The sequence below is a fragment of the Nocardioides sp. B-3 genome (assembly GCF_024703895.1).
In the GTDB taxonomy this organism is placed as follows: domain Bacteria; phylum Actinomycetota; class Actinomycetes; order Propionibacteriales; family Nocardioidaceae; genus Nocardioides.
Map to the genome: position 1 here is coordinate 353,060 of NZ_CP087968.1, position 18,133 is coordinate 371,192.

The 18,133-nt window shown below is 66.3% G+C and carries 26 protein-coding genes and 2 pseudogenes; 10 read left to right on the top strand and 18 right to left on the bottom strand.

The genetic code is table 11. From position 1 onward, the window contains the following. Positions 1-31: 31 nt before the first annotated feature. Both LP418_RS02410 and LP418_RS02415 read right to left on the bottom strand, forming a co-directional pair. Positions 32-460 (bottom strand): type II toxin-antitoxin system VapC family toxin, encoded by a 429-nt coding sequence (locus tag LP418_RS02410; RefSeq protein WP_257955092.1) that lies wholly within the window; start codon positions 458-460, stop codon positions 32-34. Next, positions 457-684, bottom strand: a complete 228-nt coding sequence (locus LP418_RS02415) for a FitA-like ribbon-helix-helix domain-containing protein (RefSeq protein ID WP_257955093.1) — start codon at positions 682-684, stop codon at positions 457-459. Before LP418_RS02415 ends, LP418_RS02410 begins: the two co-directional genes overlap by 4 nt. A 118-nt stretch (positions 685-802) precedes the next feature. Here LP418_RS02415 and LP418_RS02420 point away from each other — a divergent pair. Then, positions 803-1,380 (top strand): annotated as a pseudogene (locus LP418_RS02420) (IS3 family transposase); the annotation flags it as partial. Here LP418_RS02420 and LP418_RS02425 read toward each other — a convergent pair. Next, complete coding sequence (locus LP418_RS02425) at positions 1,381-1,530, bottom strand: hypothetical protein (RefSeq protein WP_257955094.1); 150 nt, start codon at positions 1,528-1,530, stop codon at positions 1,381-1,383. Between the two features lie 390 nt (positions 1,531-1,920). Continuing rightward, positions 1,921-3,322: pseudogene (locus tag LP418_RS02430) on the bottom strand (IS1380 family transposase). A 409-nt stretch (positions 3,323-3,731) separates the two neighbouring features. On the opposite strand from LP418_RS02430, the gene LP418_RS02435 reads away from it, so the two are divergent. The 3 genes from LP418_RS02435 to LP418_RS02445 all read left to right on the top strand — a co-directional run bounded on the left by LP418_RS02435 (position 3,732) and on the right by LP418_RS02445 (position 5,301). Next, entirely contained in the window at positions 3,732-4,676 is a 945-nt protein-coding gene (locus LP418_RS02435; RefSeq protein ID WP_257955095.1) for a hypothetical protein, read from the top strand. After that, positions 4,673-4,837 carry a S1 family peptidase gene (locus LP418_RS02440; protein WP_257955096.1) on the top strand — a complete coding sequence of 55 codons (165 nt, stop codon included), beginning with the start codon at positions 4,673-4,675 and terminating at the stop codon, positions 4,835-4,837. Before LP418_RS02435 ends, LP418_RS02440 begins: the two co-directional genes overlap by 4 nt. Before the next feature lie 128 nt (positions 4,838-4,965). Continuing rightward, positions 4,966-5,301: a hypothetical protein gene (locus LP418_RS02445; RefSeq protein ID WP_257955097.1), complete on the top strand. Its 336-nt coding sequence runs from the start codon at positions 4,966-4,968 to the stop codon at positions 5,299-5,301. A 200-nt stretch (positions 5,302-5,501) separates the two neighbouring features. Here LP418_RS02445 and LP418_RS02450 read toward each other — a convergent pair whose 3' ends face one another. From LP418_RS02450 to LP418_RS02460, 3 genes are all read right to left on the bottom strand, one after another. Continuing rightward, complete coding sequence (locus tag LP418_RS02450) at positions 5,502-5,963, bottom strand: hypothetical protein (protein ID WP_257955098.1); 462 nt, start codon at positions 5,961-5,963, stop codon at positions 5,502-5,504. A 1,046-nt stretch (positions 5,964-7,009) separates the two neighbouring features. Then, complete coding sequence (locus tag LP418_RS02455; RefSeq protein ID WP_257955099.1) at positions 7,010-7,279, bottom strand: hypothetical protein; 270 nt, start codon at positions 7,277-7,279, stop codon at positions 7,010-7,012. A 633-nt stretch (positions 7,280-7,912) separates the two neighbouring features. Beyond that, complete coding sequence (locus LP418_RS02460; RefSeq protein ID WP_257955100.1) at positions 7,913-8,611, bottom strand: recombinase family protein; 699 nt, start codon at positions 8,609-8,611, stop codon at positions 7,913-7,915. Positions 8,612-8,777: 166 nt separating this feature from the next. Between LP418_RS02460 and LP418_RS02465 the strand changes: the two genes are divergently transcribed. Together LP418_RS02465 and LP418_RS02470 are read left to right on the top strand one after the other, a co-directional pair. Continuing rightward, complete coding sequence (locus LP418_RS02465; protein WP_257955101.1) at positions 8,778-9,011, top strand: ribbon-helix-helix domain-containing protein; 234 nt, start codon at positions 8,778-8,780, stop codon at positions 9,009-9,011. Further along, on the top strand, positions 9,008-9,250 hold the full coding sequence (locus LP418_RS02470) for a hypothetical protein (RefSeq protein WP_257955102.1): 243 nt from the start codon (positions 9,008-9,010) through the stop codon (positions 9,248-9,250). Before LP418_RS02465 ends, LP418_RS02470 begins: the two co-directional genes overlap by 4 nt. A 188-nt stretch (positions 9,251-9,438) precedes the next feature. Here the strand turns inward: LP418_RS02470 and LP418_RS02475 are convergent, their stop codons facing one another. After that, positions 9,439-9,762 carry a hypothetical protein gene (locus LP418_RS02475; RefSeq protein ID WP_257955103.1) on the bottom strand — a complete coding sequence of 108 codons (324 nt, stop codon included), beginning with the start codon at positions 9,760-9,762 and terminating at the stop codon, positions 9,439-9,441. Between the two features lies 1 nt (position 9,763). Then, positions 9,764-10,057, bottom strand: a complete 294-nt coding sequence (locus tag LP418_RS02480) for an alpha/beta fold hydrolase (protein ID WP_257955104.1) — start codon at positions 10,055-10,057, stop codon at positions 9,764-9,766. Between the two features lie 266 nt (positions 10,058-10,323). Between LP418_RS02480 and LP418_RS02485 the strand changes: the two genes are divergently transcribed. Both LP418_RS02485 and LP418_RS29740 read left to right on the top strand, forming a co-directional pair. After that, on the top strand, positions 10,324-10,758 hold the full coding sequence (locus LP418_RS02485; RefSeq protein ID WP_257955105.1) for a hypothetical protein: 435 nt from the start codon (positions 10,324-10,326) through the stop codon (positions 10,756-10,758). A 245-nt stretch (positions 10,759-11,003) separates the two neighbouring features. Further along, a complete protein-coding gene (locus tag LP418_RS29740; RefSeq protein ID WP_272496308.1) occupies positions 11,004-11,951 on the top strand; it encodes a response regulator transcription factor in 948 nt (315 codons plus the stop codon). 142 nt (positions 11,952-12,093) lie between these two features. On the opposite strand, the gene LP418_RS02495 is transcribed toward LP418_RS29740, so the two are convergent. The 9 genes from LP418_RS02495 to LP418_RS02530 all read right to left on the bottom strand — a co-directional run bounded on the left by LP418_RS02495 (position 12,094) and on the right by LP418_RS02530 (position 16,666). Then, the gene (locus tag LP418_RS02495; protein WP_257955106.1) at positions 12,094-12,546 is read right to left on the bottom strand and encodes a DinB family protein; all 453 of its coding nucleotides are present in this window, start codon (positions 12,544-12,546) and stop codon (positions 12,094-12,096) included. 7 nt (positions 12,547-12,553) lie between these two features. Then, a complete protein-coding gene (locus LP418_RS02500) occupies positions 12,554-12,676 on the bottom strand; it encodes a hypothetical protein (protein WP_257955107.1) in 123 nt (40 codons plus the stop codon). Positions 12,677-12,770: 94 nt separating this feature from the next. Further along, positions 12,771-13,037: an HAD-IA family hydrolase gene (locus tag LP418_RS02505; protein ID WP_257955108.1), complete on the bottom strand. Its 267-nt coding sequence runs from the start codon at positions 13,035-13,037 to the stop codon at positions 12,771-12,773. Further along, positions 13,024-13,437: a hypothetical protein gene (locus LP418_RS02510; RefSeq protein ID WP_257955109.1), complete on the bottom strand. Its 414-nt coding sequence runs from the start codon at positions 13,435-13,437 to the stop codon at positions 13,024-13,026. The genes LP418_RS02505 and LP418_RS02510 overlap by 14 nt, the downstream gene beginning before the upstream one ends. Positions 13,438-13,769: 332 nt before the next feature. Next, the gene (locus LP418_RS02515; protein ID WP_257955110.1) at positions 13,770-14,861 is read right to left on the bottom strand and encodes an MFS transporter; all 1,092 of its coding nucleotides are present in this window, start codon (positions 14,859-14,861) and stop codon (positions 13,770-13,772) included. Between the two features lie 20 nt (positions 14,862-14,881). Then, on the bottom strand, positions 14,882-15,013 hold the full coding sequence (locus LP418_RS02520) for a hypothetical protein (protein ID WP_257955111.1): 132 nt from the start codon (positions 15,011-15,013) through the stop codon (positions 14,882-14,884). Then, entirely contained in the window at positions 15,010-15,165 is a 156-nt protein-coding gene (locus LP418_RS02525) for a hypothetical protein (protein ID WP_257955112.1), read from the bottom strand. Before LP418_RS02525 ends, LP418_RS02520 begins: the two co-directional genes overlap by 4 nt. After that, on the bottom strand, positions 15,108-15,596 hold the full coding sequence (locus LP418_RS32180) for an ArsR/SmtB family transcription factor (protein ID WP_442940215.1): 489 nt from the start codon (positions 15,594-15,596) through the stop codon (positions 15,108-15,110). The genes LP418_RS02525 and LP418_RS32180 overlap by 58 nt, the downstream gene beginning before the upstream one ends. Positions 15,597-15,937: 341 nt before the next feature. Beyond that, the gene (locus LP418_RS02530) at positions 15,938-16,666 is read right to left on the bottom strand and encodes a hypothetical protein (protein WP_257955113.1); all 729 of its coding nucleotides are present in this window, start codon (positions 16,664-16,666) and stop codon (positions 15,938-15,940) included. A gap of 361 nt (positions 16,667-17,027) precedes the next feature. On the opposite strand from LP418_RS02530, the gene LP418_RS02535 reads away from it, so the two are divergent. Together LP418_RS02535 and LP418_RS02540 are read left to right on the top strand one after the other, a co-directional pair. Next, positions 17,028-17,369, top strand: a complete 342-nt coding sequence (locus tag LP418_RS02535) for a hypothetical protein (RefSeq protein ID WP_257955114.1) — start codon at positions 17,028-17,030, stop codon at positions 17,367-17,369. 105 nt (positions 17,370-17,474) lie between these two features. Beyond that, complete coding sequence (locus LP418_RS02540) at positions 17,475-17,747, top strand: hypothetical protein (protein WP_257955115.1); 273 nt, start codon at positions 17,475-17,477, stop codon at positions 17,745-17,747. Positions 17,748-18,133 lie beyond the last annotated feature (386 nt).

The following is an 18,133-nucleotide window of genomic DNA, read 5'->3' on the forward strand; positions in this document are numbered from 1 at the left end:
GCGACCCGGTGCGGGATCGGCCAGCGGCGGGCTAATGCGTGGGAGCTGTGGTGTCCCATGGATTGAGGCACGGCACGCCGAGGGGTTCGAAGTGTTTGGTGTTCCGCGTCGCGACGGTCATCTCCGCAGACTCTGCGACCGCGGCTATCAGCGCGTCGTCGTAAGGGGCGTGCTCGGGCACCCGGTAACCCGCGAGGACCCGGGCCGCCGACAGGTCGAACGGCACGACCCGATCTGCGAACGTCGGCAACACGTGATCCTCCAGCCACCGACGCAGAATCGCTCCTTGCGCAGCGTCGGATCGCTCCTTGCCCATTACTCCCCGCTCGATCTCCGCGATGGTGAATGCTGAGACGAACTGATCGCCGACGGGGATCGACGCCGCCCACAACTCGACGGGCCGGTTGCGGCCTCGGACCCGCAGCGCGGACACCACGTTTGTGTCCGGGAGGTACTTCACAGCTGCGCTGAGCGAGCCGTCAGACCCAGACGCTCGGGTTCGAACTCGATGTCGGCACCCTCGTCCGTACCCAAGAGTTCGACGATCGTGAGCGGCTCGCCCTCCAACGCCCGGGTGAGCATGTCGCGCGCCTCTGCCTCCAGCGATCGGTGACGCTGCTTCGCACGTGCCCGAAGCGCGGCCTTCGTTCCCGCGGGTAGGTTACGGATCAGGATCTGTTCCATTTCGACCACCTCCGATATCACTCCTACGATATCACCGCGCGAGTGAAGCGCCACAGACATCTTCGGGGCAACCTCTCACGAACGACCGGGCTGGCCTCACCCCCTTCCGGACAATCACCGGATGTCGATCCCCGACCAGTCGGGCGTGAAGGTTCCCGATCTGCTCCAGCGCGACTTCACCGCGCCGGCGCCGAACCAGCGCTATGTCGGCGATATCACCTATCTCCCGCTCGCCGACGGGACCAACCTGTACTGGCCACGGTCATCGACTGCTACAGCAGTCGCCTTGCCGGCTGGGCGGTCGCGGACCACATGCGCACCAGCCTCGTCGAGGACGCACTCAAGGCAGCTGCTGTGACCCGCGGCACCCCGGCCGGCGCGATCTTCCACAGCGACCATGGGTCCGTCTACACATCCAAGGACTACGCCAAGCTCTGCAAGAAGCTCGGCGTCACCCAGTCCATGGGCGCCATCGGCTCGTCGGCCGATAACGCGCTCGCAGAATCGTTCAACGCCGCACTGAAGCGAGAGGTCCTCCAAGACGAACGGGTCTGGCCCGACGAGCTCGCCTGCCGGCGACAGGTCTTCAGGTGGCTGACCCGCTACAACACCAAGCGACGCCACTCCCGGTGCCGCTACCAGTCGCCGATCGACTACGAGACCGGCTACACCGCTACGCTGCCAACCGCCGCGTAATCACACCCCGTGTCCAAGATCCGGGGGTAGGGCCCAGTCCGGGATCTTGTCCGCGTGCCTCGGCGCGGCCACCAGTCGTACCACCGGCCGGACCTGGGCCGCCAGCGGCTTCCAGTGCCCGTTCCTCGTGCCCTTGTGCTTCCTGTCCATGGGGTGCTCCTGTCCTTGGGGGTGGCGCGGTGCCGCCCGTCACGTACTTCTTCGGCCGGAGAGTGATCGAGCTGTAGGGCTTGCGTCGCGTCCTACGACTTCGGGATCTGCTCTTCCTGTGCCACGAGGCGGGGGCCAGCAGCGGCCAACGGGATACGTGAGGCCGCCGGCGCAGGCCGCGACCGCAGGTCTGCATCACTAACGGTCATTTTCGGTAGACCCCGATTTCATAACCTCGAAGGGGCCACTAGCCCCGGTGATTCATGACGGCAGTGACGACGTCGCCGCGGTCTGAGGTGAGCCGGTGGTCGTCTGCGGGTACGACGCTGAGCCGGCTGGCGCTGCCGGGCTGCGGGTCTCCGGGTCGTGATCTCGTGGCGGACGGGCGGGTCAGGCTGGTGGTGGAATCGCTGCGATGTTCGCGAAGATCGCGACGATCACGGTCGCCCACGGCCGGGACTTGGGAACCCGGAGCCGTCTTCGGCGGGCGCCGTGGGTGAGTCGGGCCGGGACGTGGAGGAAGCGGTAGCGCAACGCTTTGGGTTCACAGCCTGCGAGGATCTCGGCGTCGCCGACAAGGGCGAGCATGCGGGTCCACGCGACGAGGTCGGCGGCGATCATCACCGCGGTCAGCCGGGCCCGGTTGATCTTGAACTCCCTCGACGGGAACCGCCCCGGGCCGGTGTCCTTGGCGTGCCGGATCCGGTCCTCGACTCGAGCGTGAGCACGATGCCGGGCTTCGAGGAACGCCAGCTGCACGCCGGGCTGGACGGGGGTGTTGGTGGCGATCGTCTGGTAGCGCCAGCCGTCACGCTCTTCGAACAACGAGAGTTGGGCGCCGGGGTGGGGGGCGTTCGCGGCGCACGATGATCCGCATCCCCGCGGGCCAACTGGACAGGTCGAGCAGCCCGGTCAGTTCCGCGACGTCGCCGCCCTCACGGACGCCGCCGTCGGCATCGGACGCGGCCGTCCAGACGTCCTTGGGGACGAGCTTGATGGCGTCGTGGATCTTCTCGGTGACCGCGAACCCCACGGAGTACTCAACCCGGCGGCCACGGATCTTGCCTTGTTCGGTCAGCCAGTCCAGGAGCTTGTGGGAGGAACCTGCACCGTCGGCGCGGATCAGCAGGTCTTTGCGATACGCGACCGGGATCTGGGCGATCGCGTCGGTGAGGACCGTGATGTGGTCGGCGGCGGTGTTCGAACCGGCCTTCCCGGTCCGCAGTTGCGCGGCCGGGAACTCTTGGCTGTTGTCGCACCACACGCCGAGCGGGTGGAAGCCGAAGGTCTTCTTGAACGTGGGCGAAGCGTTCTCTTTCTCGGAGTGTGCGACCACGATGGTGGCGTCGATGTCGAGCACGACCGTCGCGCCGAGGTCGGTCCCGGCAACCCGGGACGCGGGCAACCCGCCGGGCAGCTGTGCCCAAACGTGGCGCCGGGCGCGGGCACGCGCGGTGGCGATCTTCTTCAACCGGCCCGGCGTGACCTCGTCCGGGGTCCGCCACACCGTCGGGGGCGACGCGACCGGGCCGAGAACTGGAGCCCGGTGGCGCAGCACGTCGATATCAGCGATCGCCTCACCACCATCGGCAAGCATCACCGCGACATCGACCGGGACCCGACCGCGGTCGTGGACCGGGGAGAACGAGCGCCGCACCATCGCCTTCGACAACTCGGTCGTGAGGCCGGTCCGATCGGCCAGAAGACGGAGCCCGACACTGCCCGCGTGAGCCACCACGCCGACACCATCGGCAGATACGGACAAGCCAGCAGACCACGAAGTACGCTTCACCTACGGAGTGCCTTCCACGTTGGAGATCTTGAGTCGTCGTAAACCCAAGTTTCCCCTGCTGGGTAGGCACTTCCGTGTTTCTACGCGCCGATCAGGCCGCTACCTCGTGAACGATCCGGGCTAGTCCGAAATGACTATGTCGACTCCCGTGTTTGCGTGAGAGCGTGCTAGTCCGTGCCGTGGTAGGCGCACGCGCCAACGTCGGCAATTCAAGCCTTAAACTCGGGGGTCTCTGGCAATGTCGATTTGTGGAAAATTCGGGGCCGCAGCTGGCATGGTTGCGCTGGCCATCACGACGAGTGTTATGGGTAGTGCGGAGGCGCTACCCAGCGACTCGGACACTGTCGTGGGATCGACACAAGTCGAGATTCCTCCTGTGCGAGAGAACCGAGGGCCGCGTGGTAAGCGGGTGGTGCAGTCGTCTAACGCCACCGCCGCCGCTCGGGCAGAAGGCGAGCGAAAGGATCTGCTGGCAGTAAGTAAAGCTCGTAGCCTCGACACCGCCGAGTTGAGGAAGGCTTATGGCCGCGTTACTCACTTGACCGGGGTCGCCAATAGTCTCGAGATGCTGGATCCAGCGACGTTTGTGCGCTACGGCGTTTCCCTTGAAGACGGGGCCCGGATACAAATCACCGGCGAGCCGAGCCCGGAGCTCGTCTCCCAACTGGAAGCACTGCCTGTCAACGTCACTGTCGACTATGGGGCGGCCGCTGGGTCACAAGAACTCGCTGACATGGCCGAAGCCCTCACCGGATCTGTGTTACGTAATCCTGAGTCGGTGGCCGCTGCCGGTGCCGCGTACGACTCCGCCACGCAATCGATGACACTCACCTATTGGCCCGCGCCCCGGGCTAGCGCGGATGCAGTTGCCGGGACCCTCGAAGAGGCACTTCAGTCGGCAACCCGTGATGGCTACCTTCCGGTTCCTGTCACGCTGGAGGAGTCCTCTGGAGCGGTGCCGGTTCTCGAAGCTACTGTCAGGGGTGGAAATTTTGCTGGTAATTTATGCACGACTGACTTCACGGCCAGCCGGAACGGAAACCTCGGAGTGCTGACTGCGGACCATTGCGGCGACACGTTGATGTACAACGGCGACTCGACGGTATTGGCGCCGGCATACGTCCTGCCGTCTCGTACAACCGACATCCAATGGCACCGAGTCAAGGCCGGTCACTTCGCAAGCGCGTCCTTCTACAACGGCTTCGGCAATCAGACTGTTACGCAGGTGGCGAACGCGGGCGTCAACGGCACATATGTCACTACGGGCGCACGTATGGTCGTGGGTGCGATTTCGTCCTTGCAACGGATACGTGCCAGACCCTCACTGGTGTCCAAAGGTGTGGCCTTGACGTGACGTGGAACGACATCTCTTCGGGCGGCGACAGCGGCGGTCCTTGGTTCGATGGCGGGATCGCCCAGGGAATCCATGCTGGAGCCATTGACGACGAGCACAGCTTCTTCACGCGAATCTCACGGGTGGGTTCCCTGGACGCCTATGTCGTTCAGGGAGGCTGAAACCGCATGGCACGCCTAGACGTCTCATGATGATGAACCTCTTAAGGCTCGTGATCGGGACTCTGGTCGTGACCGTCGGCTTGAGTGCCTGTGCGACTAGTCCCGGCACCTCGACGGGACCTGAGAAGGTGGCTCCGTCCGCAGACCCGGCCATCACGCTGTTGACCCGTCCCGCGAGCGACGAGTCGGACGGCAACTTCGAGGCGCTGATTGAGGGAAGGCTCAATGTCGGACCGGGCGGGTGTGTCCGCGTCGGTAAGTTCCTGCTCATCGCCCCGGCTGGCTCGGTTGCCACCAAGCGTCACGTGATCATCGAAGGGGTCGGGCGGTTTGCGCTGGGGAGCAAGATGACCGCGAGCGGTGGGTACATCTACCACAGTGACATCACGGTGCCCGGTACCGACGAATGTCGCCAAGGAGACACCGAGCCTCAGGAAACGGCCGTGGTGAGCGGGGCAGGGTGACTTCGGTGCTGGGGGAACGATGCGGGACCGTTGAAGGTCGAGCCAACATAAGCGCAAACGCGCGTCACGCCTGAGGGCTCCTCGGGGACTGACCGTTAACGGTGAATTGCGGGCTGTGGGCTGCGGTCCCTGAAAACGATCTGGAGGCAGGCACCACCTGCGGCCGAGCCCGTGCGGCGCGACAGACGCACGGCAGGTTGTCATTGGCCTTCTGGTCGTGCGTCAATCAGCTCAAGCTCGAGAGCAGGAGTAGGCCGGCGATCGGTCACGACGATCGCGCAACTTGAGTCGACTGAGACTATGAGGCGCTCAGACCTGCCGGACAGCGTCAACGTCTCGACGCGAGCGCCTTCGACCATCAAATTTCCGGCCTGCCACGGCGGCGCGTGCGCAATCGCTCGTCGTACCAATTCTTGTTCCGCTTGGCGCCAGTCGCACTGGTTGCGACTGAACTCTCGCGCCCACGACTTCCGCGTCCCCTGACTCACAGACAGCAGGCCCAACACAATCAACAGTTCCAGCTGGGTCGGGCCAGGTCCCGAGAGCTTGTAGGGCAAGAGCCTTGTGTGCACCATGACGACCGGAGCCTCGCCGACCTCCCAAGTGCCGACTGCGACCTCCTCAAGATCCCCGATCGCAGGCGGCGGGTTCCAGTACTCCACGCGCATGCGCCCTGTGGCTGTCGCCGCTCCGTAGTAGGGGCGAGGTGATAACGGTGGGGCGGGAGGAGAGCTAGACACTGACTGCGGAGAAGCAAACGCGGTTGCCGTCGTGGTTGACCCACACGCGGACCTTGGTCCCCCGTGGGGCTCTGACGGTGTGCCCAAAGTTCCCCGAGACAGAGTAGTTGAGCCAGTTATTGCTGTCGCCGGTGCTGCCATCGGAATAGACGACCGTAAAGCCCCAAGTTCCATATGCCTCTCCCGGTGGCAGGTCGCTGCTCCCCGAAAACTTGCGGACTTGGACATCCGTATTCGAGACTCGAACCACTTCGAGCGAGAAGCACGGCGGAAGTGGTTCCAGGGAGGCGAGGGTCGTCAGTGGCCGACAAACCTGATCTTGGCGCCGCCACTGAGGGGCCGACCAAAAGAATCGAAGCAAGTGCCGCCGCAATGAGCCCTACAATGAAAGTCCGCATCTGTTCATCCCCCGAGTAATGCGATATCTGATGACCTAGTGAGCAATGTCCTCTGCGCTCGTCGTTGTGTCAAGGTCTGAATGATGCCCATCGTTCCCGGACGCCAGTGGTCTCACTGGGATCGTTTGTGGGTGCGGAAATTTTGAGCGGCTGGCTCGGGTAGCTGCGACGCAGTGACGGCGAGCGGTGCGGCTGCACGCGGTCACCAGCCAAAGCTCAGCGATTCCGCGTCGCGGTCTGGTAGCCCCTAGCCGAGACGTCTAGCACTGCGCCGGTATGGTCCGGATGCGACCGCGATGGCACGGGGCGGAGGAGAATGAAGGCCTGCCTGCCCGCGAAGGTCTCGGCACATCGCACTACGGCGACGCTCCGCTAACGGTCGTTTTCGGTTGGGCGCGCGCCGGAAGCCGATCGGCTCGCGGAGCGCGCCAGTGCAGGATCCTCGAGCGGACAACGATGAGTTCGACAACCCATGGGACGAGAAGGCGCGACCTCCCGCGGCGTGGCCGCGCGTTCGTGTTCGGCGGCGTCGGCTGGCCGATTGTCTGGGTGTAGATGAAGCGGTTCAGGTCACTCGCGGATGGGCTGAGGTTCAACAGGGTCGCAGTAGGCGACCGTCGCGTCGTCGGGGTTGTCAAAGCTTTGAAGTGAGCCGGCGTCCTCCGCTTCTGCTTCGCGGATTCGTCGCAGGACTTCGTGTGGGCCACGCGTGCTTATCACCTGTAGAACGGTCGGCCACTCGGAGAGTTGGTAGGGGTCCACGATCCGACTGGCTCCGTTGCTGAGAAGAGCGGCGCCGCTGAATTGCTCAATAGGCACGCTGCCGGTGACGGCCTCCATCGCCGCGCGTGGATCGTCCTTGGCGATCCAATATATCCGCCCGGCTGATTGCGCCGAGCCCGTAGCGCGTCAATAACCGACTGCTTCGTCTGGTCGTACTCGAGGGTTCCTGCCGGGACCCCGTGCAGGGCGGCCGTGCATTCGCGGCGCACGTTGACCTCGCGGGTGTCGGTGATTACACAGGGCTGTGCGTCGACCATGTCGAGAACGACATACACGTCGGCGAGCACCAAGAAATCCATGCGATCGCCCTCGAATCGGACCATCGCAACGGTTGATTGCGGGCTGCTGGGGTTCGCGATGTCGCAGGTGTGGCGATGCTGTCCGGCCACCTCGTCGATCGAATCGGCCAGAGCCGCGACCAGGTCTCTGTCCTGCCATCGCGAGCCAGCCGCGTGAGAAGGGTCGCACCGAGAGTGTGCGAGTACCACGCCACTCCGTGGCGACAGATCGCCTCGGAGCCGGGGATTCCAGCGCCGTCGAGCAGCACCGCGGCGCCGGGCACATCGCCGACGAAGTCTTCATTCGGCCGACCGTGACCGGGACTGGTGGCACTCACGAACTTCATCCACGCGACCCTAGCCGGGTATGTGGCCACAGCATTCCGGTTGCCGATCCGCTATCGGGGCGCTGTTATCGGTGGTCGGCCCCCGCAGGGGCGTCGCTCGCCAACGTCCCGCGAGGGTGTCGGTTGCGGGACGCCGGCGAGTCGCCGTCAGCGACTTGTCGAGGCGACGATGAGTTCTGCCTTCGCCGCCGGGCGTTGGCGCTGGATGGCCCGGTAGACGGTGGAGCGGCCGACGCCGAAGAGTTCGGCGACCTCGAGGGTGCTGTATTCACCGCTGTGGACCCGGGGGACACCAGGTGCGCCTCTTGCTTCCGGCTGAGTTTGGGCTGCTTGCCCTTCAGTCGGCCTGTGGCCTTGGCGATTTTCATGCCTTCGACGGTGCGGAGCCGGATCAGGTCGGACTCGAACTCCGCGACCATGGCCAAGACGTTGAACAGCAGTCGTCCGACGGCATCGGTGGGGTCGTAGACCGACCCGCCGAGGCTCAGGCTGATCTGTCGAGAGGTGAGTTCTTCCGCGATCGCTCGGGCGTCGGGAAGCGACCGGGCGAGGCGGTCGAGCTTGGTGACCACCGGGGTGTCGCCGGCTCGGCAGGCGGCGAGAGCTTCGCGCAGGCCCGGTCGCTCACGGTTGGTGCCGGTCAGGCCGTGGTCGACGTAGATGCGCTCGGCCTCGACATCGAGGCCGAGCAGGGCGCCGCGTTGCGCAGTGAGGTCTTGTGCATCGGTGGAGCATCGGGCGTACCCGACAAGTAGTGCGCTCATGACGCACCTCCCAAAGGGGTTGGCCTGGCCGTGCCGCGGGACGTGGTCGGCTCGGGCGTCGGGCCGAAACCCGACCCCATCAGCGACTGCCCTTCTTTCCCGGTCCGCAAGTACCGTGGCTGGCAGCTGCTTCCGCGGATCCGCTTTTCGTAATACGATTCTGCTTATGGTCAGTGAGGAGCAGATCCAGCAATGGGCGGACGAGGCCGAAACTGGCTACGACGTCGAGGAGATGAAGCGCCGCAGGCGCGGTCGGCCCGGACGTGGCGCCGAGCCGATGCAGGTCGTTGCAGTACGCCTCACAGCTGAGGAGCTCGCCGCGGTCGACGCAATCGCCGAGCGAGAACACATCTCGAGATCCGAAGCAATCCGCAGGGCGCTCGCCGGCTCTGCGGCGTGAAGGTCCACGACAGCGCACTCAAACACGGGGTACTCCCAGAGGACGCAGTTCAGGCAGCCGACTGGCCGCTCTGGGTCGAACCGATTGACAACGAGGACTGGCCGCACCAGCAGCTGCGGCTCGGATTCGACAACCAAGCGCATCTGCTCGAGAACGTCGTTCTTGTCTTCGAGAGCGGCGACGAAATGGTCATCCACGCCATGCCAGCCCGCAAGCAGTACTGGGACCTCTTGCCCTGAACCCGACGGCTCGGCTCCCACATCAGGATCGACTGGCGGGCCTCGCGGTGGCGGCCGCACGCTCGCGGGGTATCGCTGATCAGGTGCGGACGGCCGTTTGGCGGGCGAGGAACGTCGCGACCTGCTCAGCCACCTCTGCGGGCCGGACGAAGGGCGAGAAGTGGGTGGCGTCGGTCAGGTCGGTGTCCTCACAACGTGCGAAGAGGTCGTGGAGGAATGCCCGTCCGGCAGCAGCGAGCGGGTTCTCCCGGTCGGCCTTCCGGGGAGAGGACCGGGCAGTCAATGACGGCCGCCTGCTCTGGACCGAACTGCCACTCGCCGACGCCGGCGAACTCGGTCTCGTAGAACGTCGCCCAGTCGGCCTTCGCCAACCCGCCGGGCGACGCCGTCTCGACGTTTTCGCGCCAGTCAGGGATCGTCTCGGCGAAGATCACGTCGGTCGCGCCCTCGGGGTCGCCGGCCCGGTAGCGACCGATCGAGGCCTCGGCCACCGCGCCGAACATCTCCAGCACCTCACCGAAACCGTTCGTCGCGAGCCAGCCGGTCGGGGCGAGCGGTTCCGAGGAGGCTGAGCGACCGCACCCGCTCGGGGTGAGCGGCTGCCAGCGCCAGCCCGATCATCGCGCCCTCGGAATGACCCACCACGTGTGCGGCATCGACCCCGAGGAGGTCGAGCAACGCCACCGCGTCCGCCGCTTGGGCGTCGAAGCCCTCCGCCGGCCCGCTGCTCTCGCCGTAGCCGCGCCGGTGGTACTGGATCCGGCGGTACCGGTCCAGCGCCGGCTGCCCGGCCAGCGGCCTCAGCACGTCTGCCCAGAAGCCGCCGTGGATGACCAGCAGCGGCTCCCCTCACCCTGCACGTCGTAGGCCAGTCGGACGCCGTTCACGTCGATCTCGTTCATGACAGTCTCCTCGATGCGTGTTCCCGCGACAGCGGGCCAATAACTCGAGACTGGTTCGAGTCGGCCACGCTCCGGATCGGCATCGCCTGCCAACCTCTCCGGACCGGCGATGGGTATTCCTACCCACGGGCCGGCCGTCTCGGTGATGCTGAAGGAATGGAACCCGTCGCAATGACTCACCTGAACCGAGCTCGGGAACTCCATCTGGCCTCTCGCTGGGAGGAGGCGTGCGCGGAGTACGCTGCCGCTGACGCCGCCGAGCCGCTCGCCGTCGAGGACTCGGCGTCGTACGCCGAGGCGGCCCGTGTCTCCGCTCGCGGCGATGAGGCTGTCGTCCTCCTCCACAGGGTCTTCGATCTGCGGGTCCGGGCGGACGAGCTCGACGAGGCGGCCGAGGTCGCCTTCTGGCTGTGGTGGGTCCCGGTGAACAGCAATCAGGTCGTCGAGGCGGGCGGCTGGCTCCAGCAGGCCACCCGTGTGCTTGGCGCTGCGGCCGCCTCCAGCCCCCGGCTGACGTGTCCCGAAAGCGATGTGGCATGCAGCGATGGGCGACCACACTCGCGCGGGAGAACTTCTCGGCAAGGTTGTCCGGGACGGTCAGGGTGAGGTGGTTCCGTGGGCGCTGTGCATGTGGGGACAGACCCTGATCGAGGAGGGACGGCTCAGCGAGGGGCTGGATCGTCTGGAGGAGGCGATGTCGATCCTTCGGCGGCAGTGCCTGTCGCCCCGGGTCACGCCGTGGGTCTACTGCGCTGGGGTCAGGGGGTCCTGCTTGGCTCGGGACTTCACCCGCGCTCGGGCGTGGAGCCGGTCGATGGCCGGATGGCTCGACTCGTTGAGCAGTCTGGGCGGTGCGTACCTCGGGAACTGTCGTATCTATCGCTCCCGGGTTGATGTGCCTCGACGGTGCACGGGCGGACGCTCTCGAGGAGATCGCCGAGGTCTGTGGCGACCTCGACGGCTACGCCGGCTGGATCTGCGGGCACGCGTTCTACCAGCTCGGAGAGGTCCGGCGGCTCCGTGGCGAGCGGGAGGCCGCCGAAGCCGCGTACCTCCGCGCGGCCGAGCACGGCTGCGCGACGCAGCCCGGGCTGGCGCTCCTCAGGCTTGCCAACGGAGAGGTCGACGCGGCATCGGCCGGTGTCCGCCGGGCTCTCACCGAAGTGGTCTCGAAGGTCGATCGGCTGGATCTGTTGAAGGCGGCGGTCACCATCTACCTCGAGGCAGGCAAGACCGAGGCCGCCCGGGAGGCCGTGGCCGAGTTCGAGGAGATCGCGGGCGAGTACGCGACGCCCGCCGTCGAGGCCGAGACGGCCACCATCAGGGGCGCGCTGGCGCTCGCCGAGGACGACCCCGGACGGGCGTTGCCATTCCTGAGGCGAGCCGTCGGTGCCCGGCAGGAGCAGGAGACTCCGTACGAAGTGGCCACCCTGAACGTCCTGATCGGGCAGGCCTGCCGGGCACTCGACGACGAGGACGGCGCTCGGATCGAGTTCGCTGCGGCCGGGGAGACGTTCACTCGGCTCGGTGCGCTGCCGGATCTCGCTCGACTCGACGCGATCGTCTCTCCCGGTGACGCCACCTCGAGCACCCACGTCCTGACCTTGCGCGAGATCGAAGTCCTCCGCCTCATCGCCAAGGGCCGGCCCAACCGTGCGATCGCCAGCGAGCTGCACCTCAGCGAGCGCACGGTCCACCGCCACGTGGCCAACATCTTCACCAAGCTCGACGTGGACTCACGAACCACGGCTGTCACCTATGCGATCAAGCACCGCCTCATCGAGGTGGGCATGCTCTGACGGTCGGCGACCGCCGCAACTGGCGACAACACATCGGGCCGTCCCGAATGGGGATCCGCGAGCGGCACGGCTGTGCCGTATCCGCCGCCGACGCTCGCAGCCAGCACGGCGAGGGCGTCTTCTCAGCGTTCCGCAACGCAATTCATGCGCCGGTCCTCCCGTCAACACCCTCGCGAAGGAGATCGAGGTGCCCGCAGTGCTGGGCGTACTCGGTGATCATCCGGAGCACCAGCCAACGAAGATCGACGTCCTCGTACCAATCCAGCGGCCGCGCAGTGTCATCGAAGTCGTGAGCAGCGACGATCTCGCGGGAGACCACACACTCCGCGCGCCAAGCCTCCGGGTCGGCAGCGAAGTCGGCGTCCGAGGGTGGGTCGAAGTCGAGGTCGGGGTTGTCTGCGGTGAGGAAGAGAAGCGGCACGTCGCGGCGCTCGAAGTTCTGCTGAAACCACCAGCGTTCCACGCCAGCGAGGTGTCGGACCAAGCCATGAAGTGACAGTGTGGACGGCGGCATGGACCGGGCCCGAGCCTGCTCCGGGGTTAGACCGACGCACTTCATCGCCACGGTCGCCCGGTAGTACTCCGGGTACGCCACGAGCGCCTCACGCTCCGCGGCAACGCGCGGGATGCGTGGGCGGTCGTCGTCCGCCCGGAGCGGGCGCGAAGTCGTCGTCGGTCAGGCCGGACTCCGGCCCGGCCACGCCCTCTGCGATGTGGTCGCTCATAGGCCGCACTCTGCCATCCGGACCGACAGCAGAACCGATTCGCTCGTTCCCGCAAACGGATCGCCGAAGGGGACGTCCGGCCATGTCTGCGGGCTCAGGCCGTCAGCCGAGCGTCGACTCCATATCCTGCGAGCAATCCGACGAGGGCGTCGTGACCCTGTTCGACGTCCCAGACCACGGCCCGGAGGCCTGCCACCAGCGCGCCCTCGACGTTCCTGACGCTGTCGTCGACGAACAGGATCGTCGACGGCGCGGCACCAATCCGGCGAGCGGCCTCGGTGAAGAAGGCAGGGTCGGGTTTGGCGACTCCGAGGTCGTAGGAGTAGCAGCTGATGTCGAAGACATCGTCATACTCGAGCACCGTGCGCATGTGGCCGCCCCGATGGTGCTCCCGGGTTGGTGCCCGTGTGGACGCCGTACCCGTTACGACGCAACGCTTCAACCACCGCGAACGACTCCTCGATCCGCTCGATTCGGTGCCACACGTCGCGGCAGAAGACGTCGACCGGCTCGGTCACGCCGTACTCAACGAGCGTCGCGGCGAGCATTGGCAGATAGGCGCCTTCGCCGGCCAAGGTCGGGAGTTCGTCCCTCCACGCCCGGTGCAGGAACTCCCGCGCCCGGTCGCCGAGGTAGGGCTCCATTGCGGCGTCCAAGCCGCCCGGGACGATCTGCAGAACCCCGTCAGCGTCGAAGAGGACATGCCGGATCGCCGAGGCAGAGACCGAGCGCTTAGACCCCGCGGTTATGGGAGCGAGCACCGCTCCGTCAAGCAGGCGATCGAGTGAGTCCCCCCGAGCTCGGCCTTCCTCATAGTCCGAGATCAGCCTGACCCATGGGTCTTCGCTCGCCACTCGCCGGATCGTACATAAAGCGGGTGTCGAAGGCTCCCGGCCGACTCTCACACACAGCCGAAAAGAACCAGTTGTATTCGGTTGTCGGACCTCTTTAACTGCGTGGCGGCAACGTCCCGCCGGCCGCCGTCGCCCGCGCCCGGGACGCGCACAACAACCGCTCATGGCCAGATGGTCGGGCATTCGCGCCTCACGTCATTTCGGCGGCTTCGGGTCGCGAACGCCGGTGAGAGCGTTCTTCACGCAGGGCGGGCAGGTAGCAGACCGCGCCGGCCGGGCTGATGATCCCGGCAGTCACCATGGCTGTCTGGTTGGAGGTGGAGACGGCTAGGAGGCCGAGGAGTGGCGCGGTGAGCGCGAAGGCTGCGGAGCCGGTCATCGAGTTCATCGACAGGAGGGTGGCTCGGTTGTGCTTTGAGGCTTCGCGGTGAAGGAGGGCGCCGTGCATCGGGCCGGCAGCGCCGTGCATCGCGTAGGTGGCCGGGTAGGCAACGACCAGAACGGTCGGTCCGGCCACGAGGCCCATGGTGATCGCACCGAGGCTGTTGAGGAGTCGGGCGAGAATGGCGGCCCCAGGCCACGCCGATGCGCCGGGAGGTATGTCCGGCGAGTCCGGCGCCGAGCGCGAAGACCGCCCACCCGCTCGCCGCGACGGGGCCCATCCACGTCCCGGCGCGGGCTTCGTCCCCGAGGAGCTCACCCAGCCGGATCGGTTGGAACTGCTCGAAGACGACCATTGCGATCGACCAGAAGACCTCGACCAACACCAAGCCCCGCAGAACCCGGTTGCCGCGCAGCAGGACCAGCCCGTCGAGCACCACATCGGGTGCCTGCCGCACGGACCTCAATGCCCGTCGCGCGCCGCCCGCGGCCGCCGCTCCAAGCGGTTCCCGCATGAGGATCACAACGGCGAGGAGGTGGACCACGTTGAGCACCGCGAACACCGCGATGGGCAGGGTCAGGGCCGACATCGCGGTGAGCGGGTGCCACCAGACCAGACCGCCCGAGACGAGTGCGCCCGAGGCAACCGCCGTACCAAGCACCACGCCTTGCCGCGCGAGCGCCGCATCGACGTCCGCGCCCGGATCGCTGAGATGGACGGTGTCGACGTACCAAGCTTCCAGCGGCCCGGAGTCCAAGGCTCGGAAGGTGCCCATCAAGCAGGCGCCGACGGCGAACATCCAGAAGGTGTCGGCGACCGGGTAGACGCAGGCCGCGGACACGTTGACGATGGCGGCGGCAAGATAGACCGGCCGCCGCCCGAACCCGTCGGAGAAGCTGCTCGTCGGCAGCTCGAGCACCAGCACCACCCCGCCCCCAATCGCGCTCACGGTCAACGCCTGCGGGACGCTCAGGCCCCTGGTCCAGCTGGTAGAGCACCAAGATCGCCCGCGACCGTCAGGCCCACCGGGAACCAGCGGGTGAAGGTCAGCAGAAGGAAGGCGCGACGGGCCTCGGCCGGTCCGAGATGCTCTGGTGTCACCGGTCGAGCCGCAGGTCTCGCGGGTAGGCCACGTGGTGCAGGGCGACCGGTCGCGCCGACGGGTCGCCGACGCCGACCACCCGGTAGCGCTCGATCACCGCCCGGATCTCCGACCGCAAAGCACGCAACTGCTCGGCGGTGAGCTCCAGCACGTCATCATCGAGACTCGATGCGTCCCGCCACTGCGCGGGCCGGTGTCCTCCACATCCAGCCACTGCTGGTACCTCGTCACCAACTGCGCCAGATAGTCACGCATCAACCAGTTCAAAGCCGTCGTCGCGTCCTCGTCGCCGGCGAAGTCACTGGCCTCCCGGGAGTGGCTGGAGGTTGCCGCCCGCCACACGCGACGCTTTCCCTCTCCCTGCTCTGTATCCACGACCAGACCGACGGATGCGAGCTTGCGCAGGTGATAGCTGGTCGCCCCGGTGTTGGTCTCCAGCTCCGGGGCCAAGGCAGTCGCCGTCGCAGGTCCTCCGCGTCGGAGTGCGCTCAACAGTCGAGAGCGAAGCGGATGCGCCAGAACCCGAACAGAGGCTGCGTCGAGACGAAGGGAATCAGACATGCCTGCACAATACCCGTGCATAATTGTTGTGCACAATATCTCTGCATGATCAGCGTCAACCTGCGGACGCACTCGACTGCCGCTCGATCGGTGATCCACCTGCCCCAACCACACTGGCGATGGGCCGAAAACGACGGCGGTCTCAACCGGTCAACGCGCCACCGTTCCACACCGCTAGATCCCTGCCTACGTCAGGTGCGCTGACGATTTTGTCGTCATCACCAGTCGAGGTCGGGCAACAGCGCGGTGCCCGGACAGTGCATCGACCAGCCTCACGCCGCCTTCATCCTCGTCGACAGGAGGGGAGTCAGCCAGCGGGAGCTCAGTCGCGGGTCCCGGGTGTGTAGGCGAACCAGCCGAAGTCACGGCCACTCGCCCGGGCCTCCGACAGCCGGCGCCCGGTCTCTGCGTGTAGCGGGGGAACGGCTTCTTGGCGGGAGGCAGCTTCTCCCGCGTCGAGGTCGTGAAGTTACCGTCCCAGAAGACCGGGGAAGCGCTCCTCCGGAGGGGTGGAGCCGAACAGCTCGTCGAAGTGCTCGATGAGCCACGCGCGCTGCAGGGCCGTGTCTGTGGATCACCCGCTCCCACTGGTCGGGCGTCACGAGGACAGTGAGATCTTCCTGCTGCTGTCGCCGTACGACGTAGCGGTTTGGGGCCTGCTCCTCGACCTGACCCTCGCGGCCGAGGACCTCCAGCAGCATGGCGTGCTGTTCGGCACGGGAGGGCAGCTCACGGTCGCTGTCCCGGGACGGCTCGTGTGCCCTGACGTGCTCACGGATACAGCGCACCAACCGCGCAGCGACGCGAGGCGCGTAGTCCTCGGGCTCGGTGTAGCCGCTCACCTCTCGCCACTCGGCGTCGAGCGGGAGCAGCAGGGAGCCCTCGAGGGGAACGTCCACATCGTCAGGCAGGTCAAGCACGAAGGCGATGTCGAGTTGATTGCCGTACTCTCCGGGGACCACGTCGATCGCCGTCACCTTCACATCGGTGCCGAATCCGCCGCCGCGGTCGATCCAGTCGTCGCCCGGGTATCCGGGAGAGATCTCCGGATCGGGGAGGCGCCGTGAGGATCTCATACAGCTGCCGGGCATAGTCCACGTCGTCCATCGTCCAAGGATGGACCACCCACGCCGCGCGCCGCCTGCAATAAGGGCCAGCGCCCGGCCAGAGCGTCTCCGCCGGAAGGCCCGCAATTCGGCAGTTCCGCGCAGCAGCAGCGGCATGTCCGGAAAGCTGATCCCACCCCGGCCCGGCTCCGAACGGGCAGCCTCCCTCTCCACGTGCTGGGCGGCGCTGTGGGGTGCAGCCACCGCCTAGTGCAAGGTCAGGTTGAAGGTAGCCCAACCACTGCGCGAGAGGCCACGGCGTTTCCGGTCATCGGCGTTACCGAGCGGATCGCGAGTTTCGGTTGAGGTTGATGCGACGACCTCCCCGGCCCCATAGGTTCAGGTCATGTCGATCGAGATCGAGTACTCCGCGTTGAAGTTCTTCGTCATCTTCACCATTCAGGCGGTGGCGTTCCTCATGGCCGCTGTGTACTCGCTGGCATCCGTTCGACGGGGAGCATGGGCTGTCGTTGGCGCGCTGGGCTCGATCGTCGGCGCCGCCACCGCGTGTGTCTTGGCAGTGGGCTGGGCGAAGCTTGAGTTCACCGAGGACAACGCGGTGTTCGACTACATGGCGACACACGAGGTCGCGGGGAACATGGTCGACTGGGGTCTGACTGCTGGGATCGCCTTCGTTTGTGCGGCGTTGGTCATCCTCGGACGTCGTTCTGCGCGTGGCCGCTTGTAGTCGATGAGCAACCCAATCTGCCGCGATCGGTGCATCCGCTCATGCTTGATGACAGGACTTTGCGAACGAGCGACTCAGAGGCCGCCCAGCGGGTCATGATGGGGCATGGACGAAGCCGAGCGAAAGAATGCGCAACGACAACTGTCCCATTGGGAGTGGGTGTTGGCCGCGCAGGAGCGCAGGCATGAGGTGATCGACGTGGTGTGGGGCGCAGCCGACAAAGAGCAAGCAGCTGAGCGGCTCCGCGAGTTGCTTGGCATCGAGGGCGGTGATCCGCTCGTGGTGCTTGAGATGCCGATCTGGCGGCTGACCAAGGAGGCCCACGACGAATTCGCGGCAACCGTCAGCCGAGTCCGCGAACAATTGGAAAGGACATAGCGCGCCTGCCTGTCATCGTTCAAAACGCACTGAGCCGCATTGAGTGCGTCTCGGTGGCGGATCCCCATCCGGCGACTGGAACGTCGTCAGCCCCGCATCCGGCGGACGGGCGCTCCGTCACCGCGAGCGGTTCGGCTTGCGGAACTGTTGGATGTGTCGATGAGCAGGCGTCGTGCGCTGCTCTACCTTGGCTGCGTGACGACCGACGAGACTCTGACCACGGCTCAGGCGTGTGAGGCGGCCTACCGGATGGTGTGGCAGTACATGGAGCGAGAGCCCGACCCGGACTCCGTCTCGCTGCAGGAGATGCTCGTAGCAATGGAGCCCGCGGCGGACCAGTACCGAACGAATGACCCAGCCTGTTGGAGCGATTGGCTGAGGTGCGT

What these genes read in the sequence shown, in the direction of transcription:
- LP418_RS02540 (WP_257955115.1), top strand. Translation starts at nt 17,475, where the DNA reads ATGGACGAAGCCGAGCGAAAGAATGCGCAACGACAACTGTCCCATTGG.
- LP418_RS32180 (WP_442940215.1), bottom strand. Translation starts at nt 15,596, where the DNA reads ATGCACGGGTATTGTGCAGGCATGTCTGATTCCCTTCGTCTCGACGCA.
- LP418_RS02535 (WP_257955114.1), top strand. Translation starts at nt 17,028, where the DNA reads ATGTCGATCGAGATCGAGTACTCCGCGTTGAAGTTCTTCGTCATCTTC.
- LP418_RS02425 (WP_257955094.1), bottom strand. Translation starts at nt 1,530, where the DNA reads ATGGACAGGAAGCACAAGGGCACGAGGAACGGGCACTGGAAGCCGCTG.
- LP418_RS02485 (WP_257955105.1), top strand. Translation starts at nt 10,324, where the DNA reads ATGACTCACCTGAACCGAGCTCGGGAACTCCATCTGGCCTCTCGCTGG.
- LP418_RS02455 (WP_257955099.1), bottom strand. Translation starts at nt 7,279, where the DNA reads ATGGAGGCCGTCACCGGCAGCGTGCCTATTGAGCAATTCAGCGGCGCC.
- LP418_RS02530 (WP_257955113.1), bottom strand. Translation starts at nt 16,666, where the DNA reads ATGCCCGGCAGCTGTATGAGATCCTCACGGCGCCTCCCCGATCCGGAG.
- LP418_RS02465 (WP_257955101.1), top strand. Translation starts at nt 8,778, where the DNA reads ATGGTCAGTGAGGAGCAGATCCAGCAATGGGCGGACGAGGCCGAAACT.
- LP418_RS02500 (WP_257955107.1), bottom strand. Translation starts at nt 12,676, where the DNA reads ATGAGCGACCACATCGCAGAGGGCGTGGCCGGGCCGGAGTCCGGCCTG.
- LP418_RS02415 (WP_257955093.1), bottom strand. Translation starts at nt 684, where the DNA reads ATGGAACAGATCCTGATCCGTAACCTACCCGCGGGAACGAAGGCCGCG.
- LP418_RS02460 (WP_257955100.1), bottom strand. Translation starts at nt 8,611, where the DNA reads ATGAGCGCACTACTTGTCGGGTACGCCCGATGCTCCACCGATGCACAA.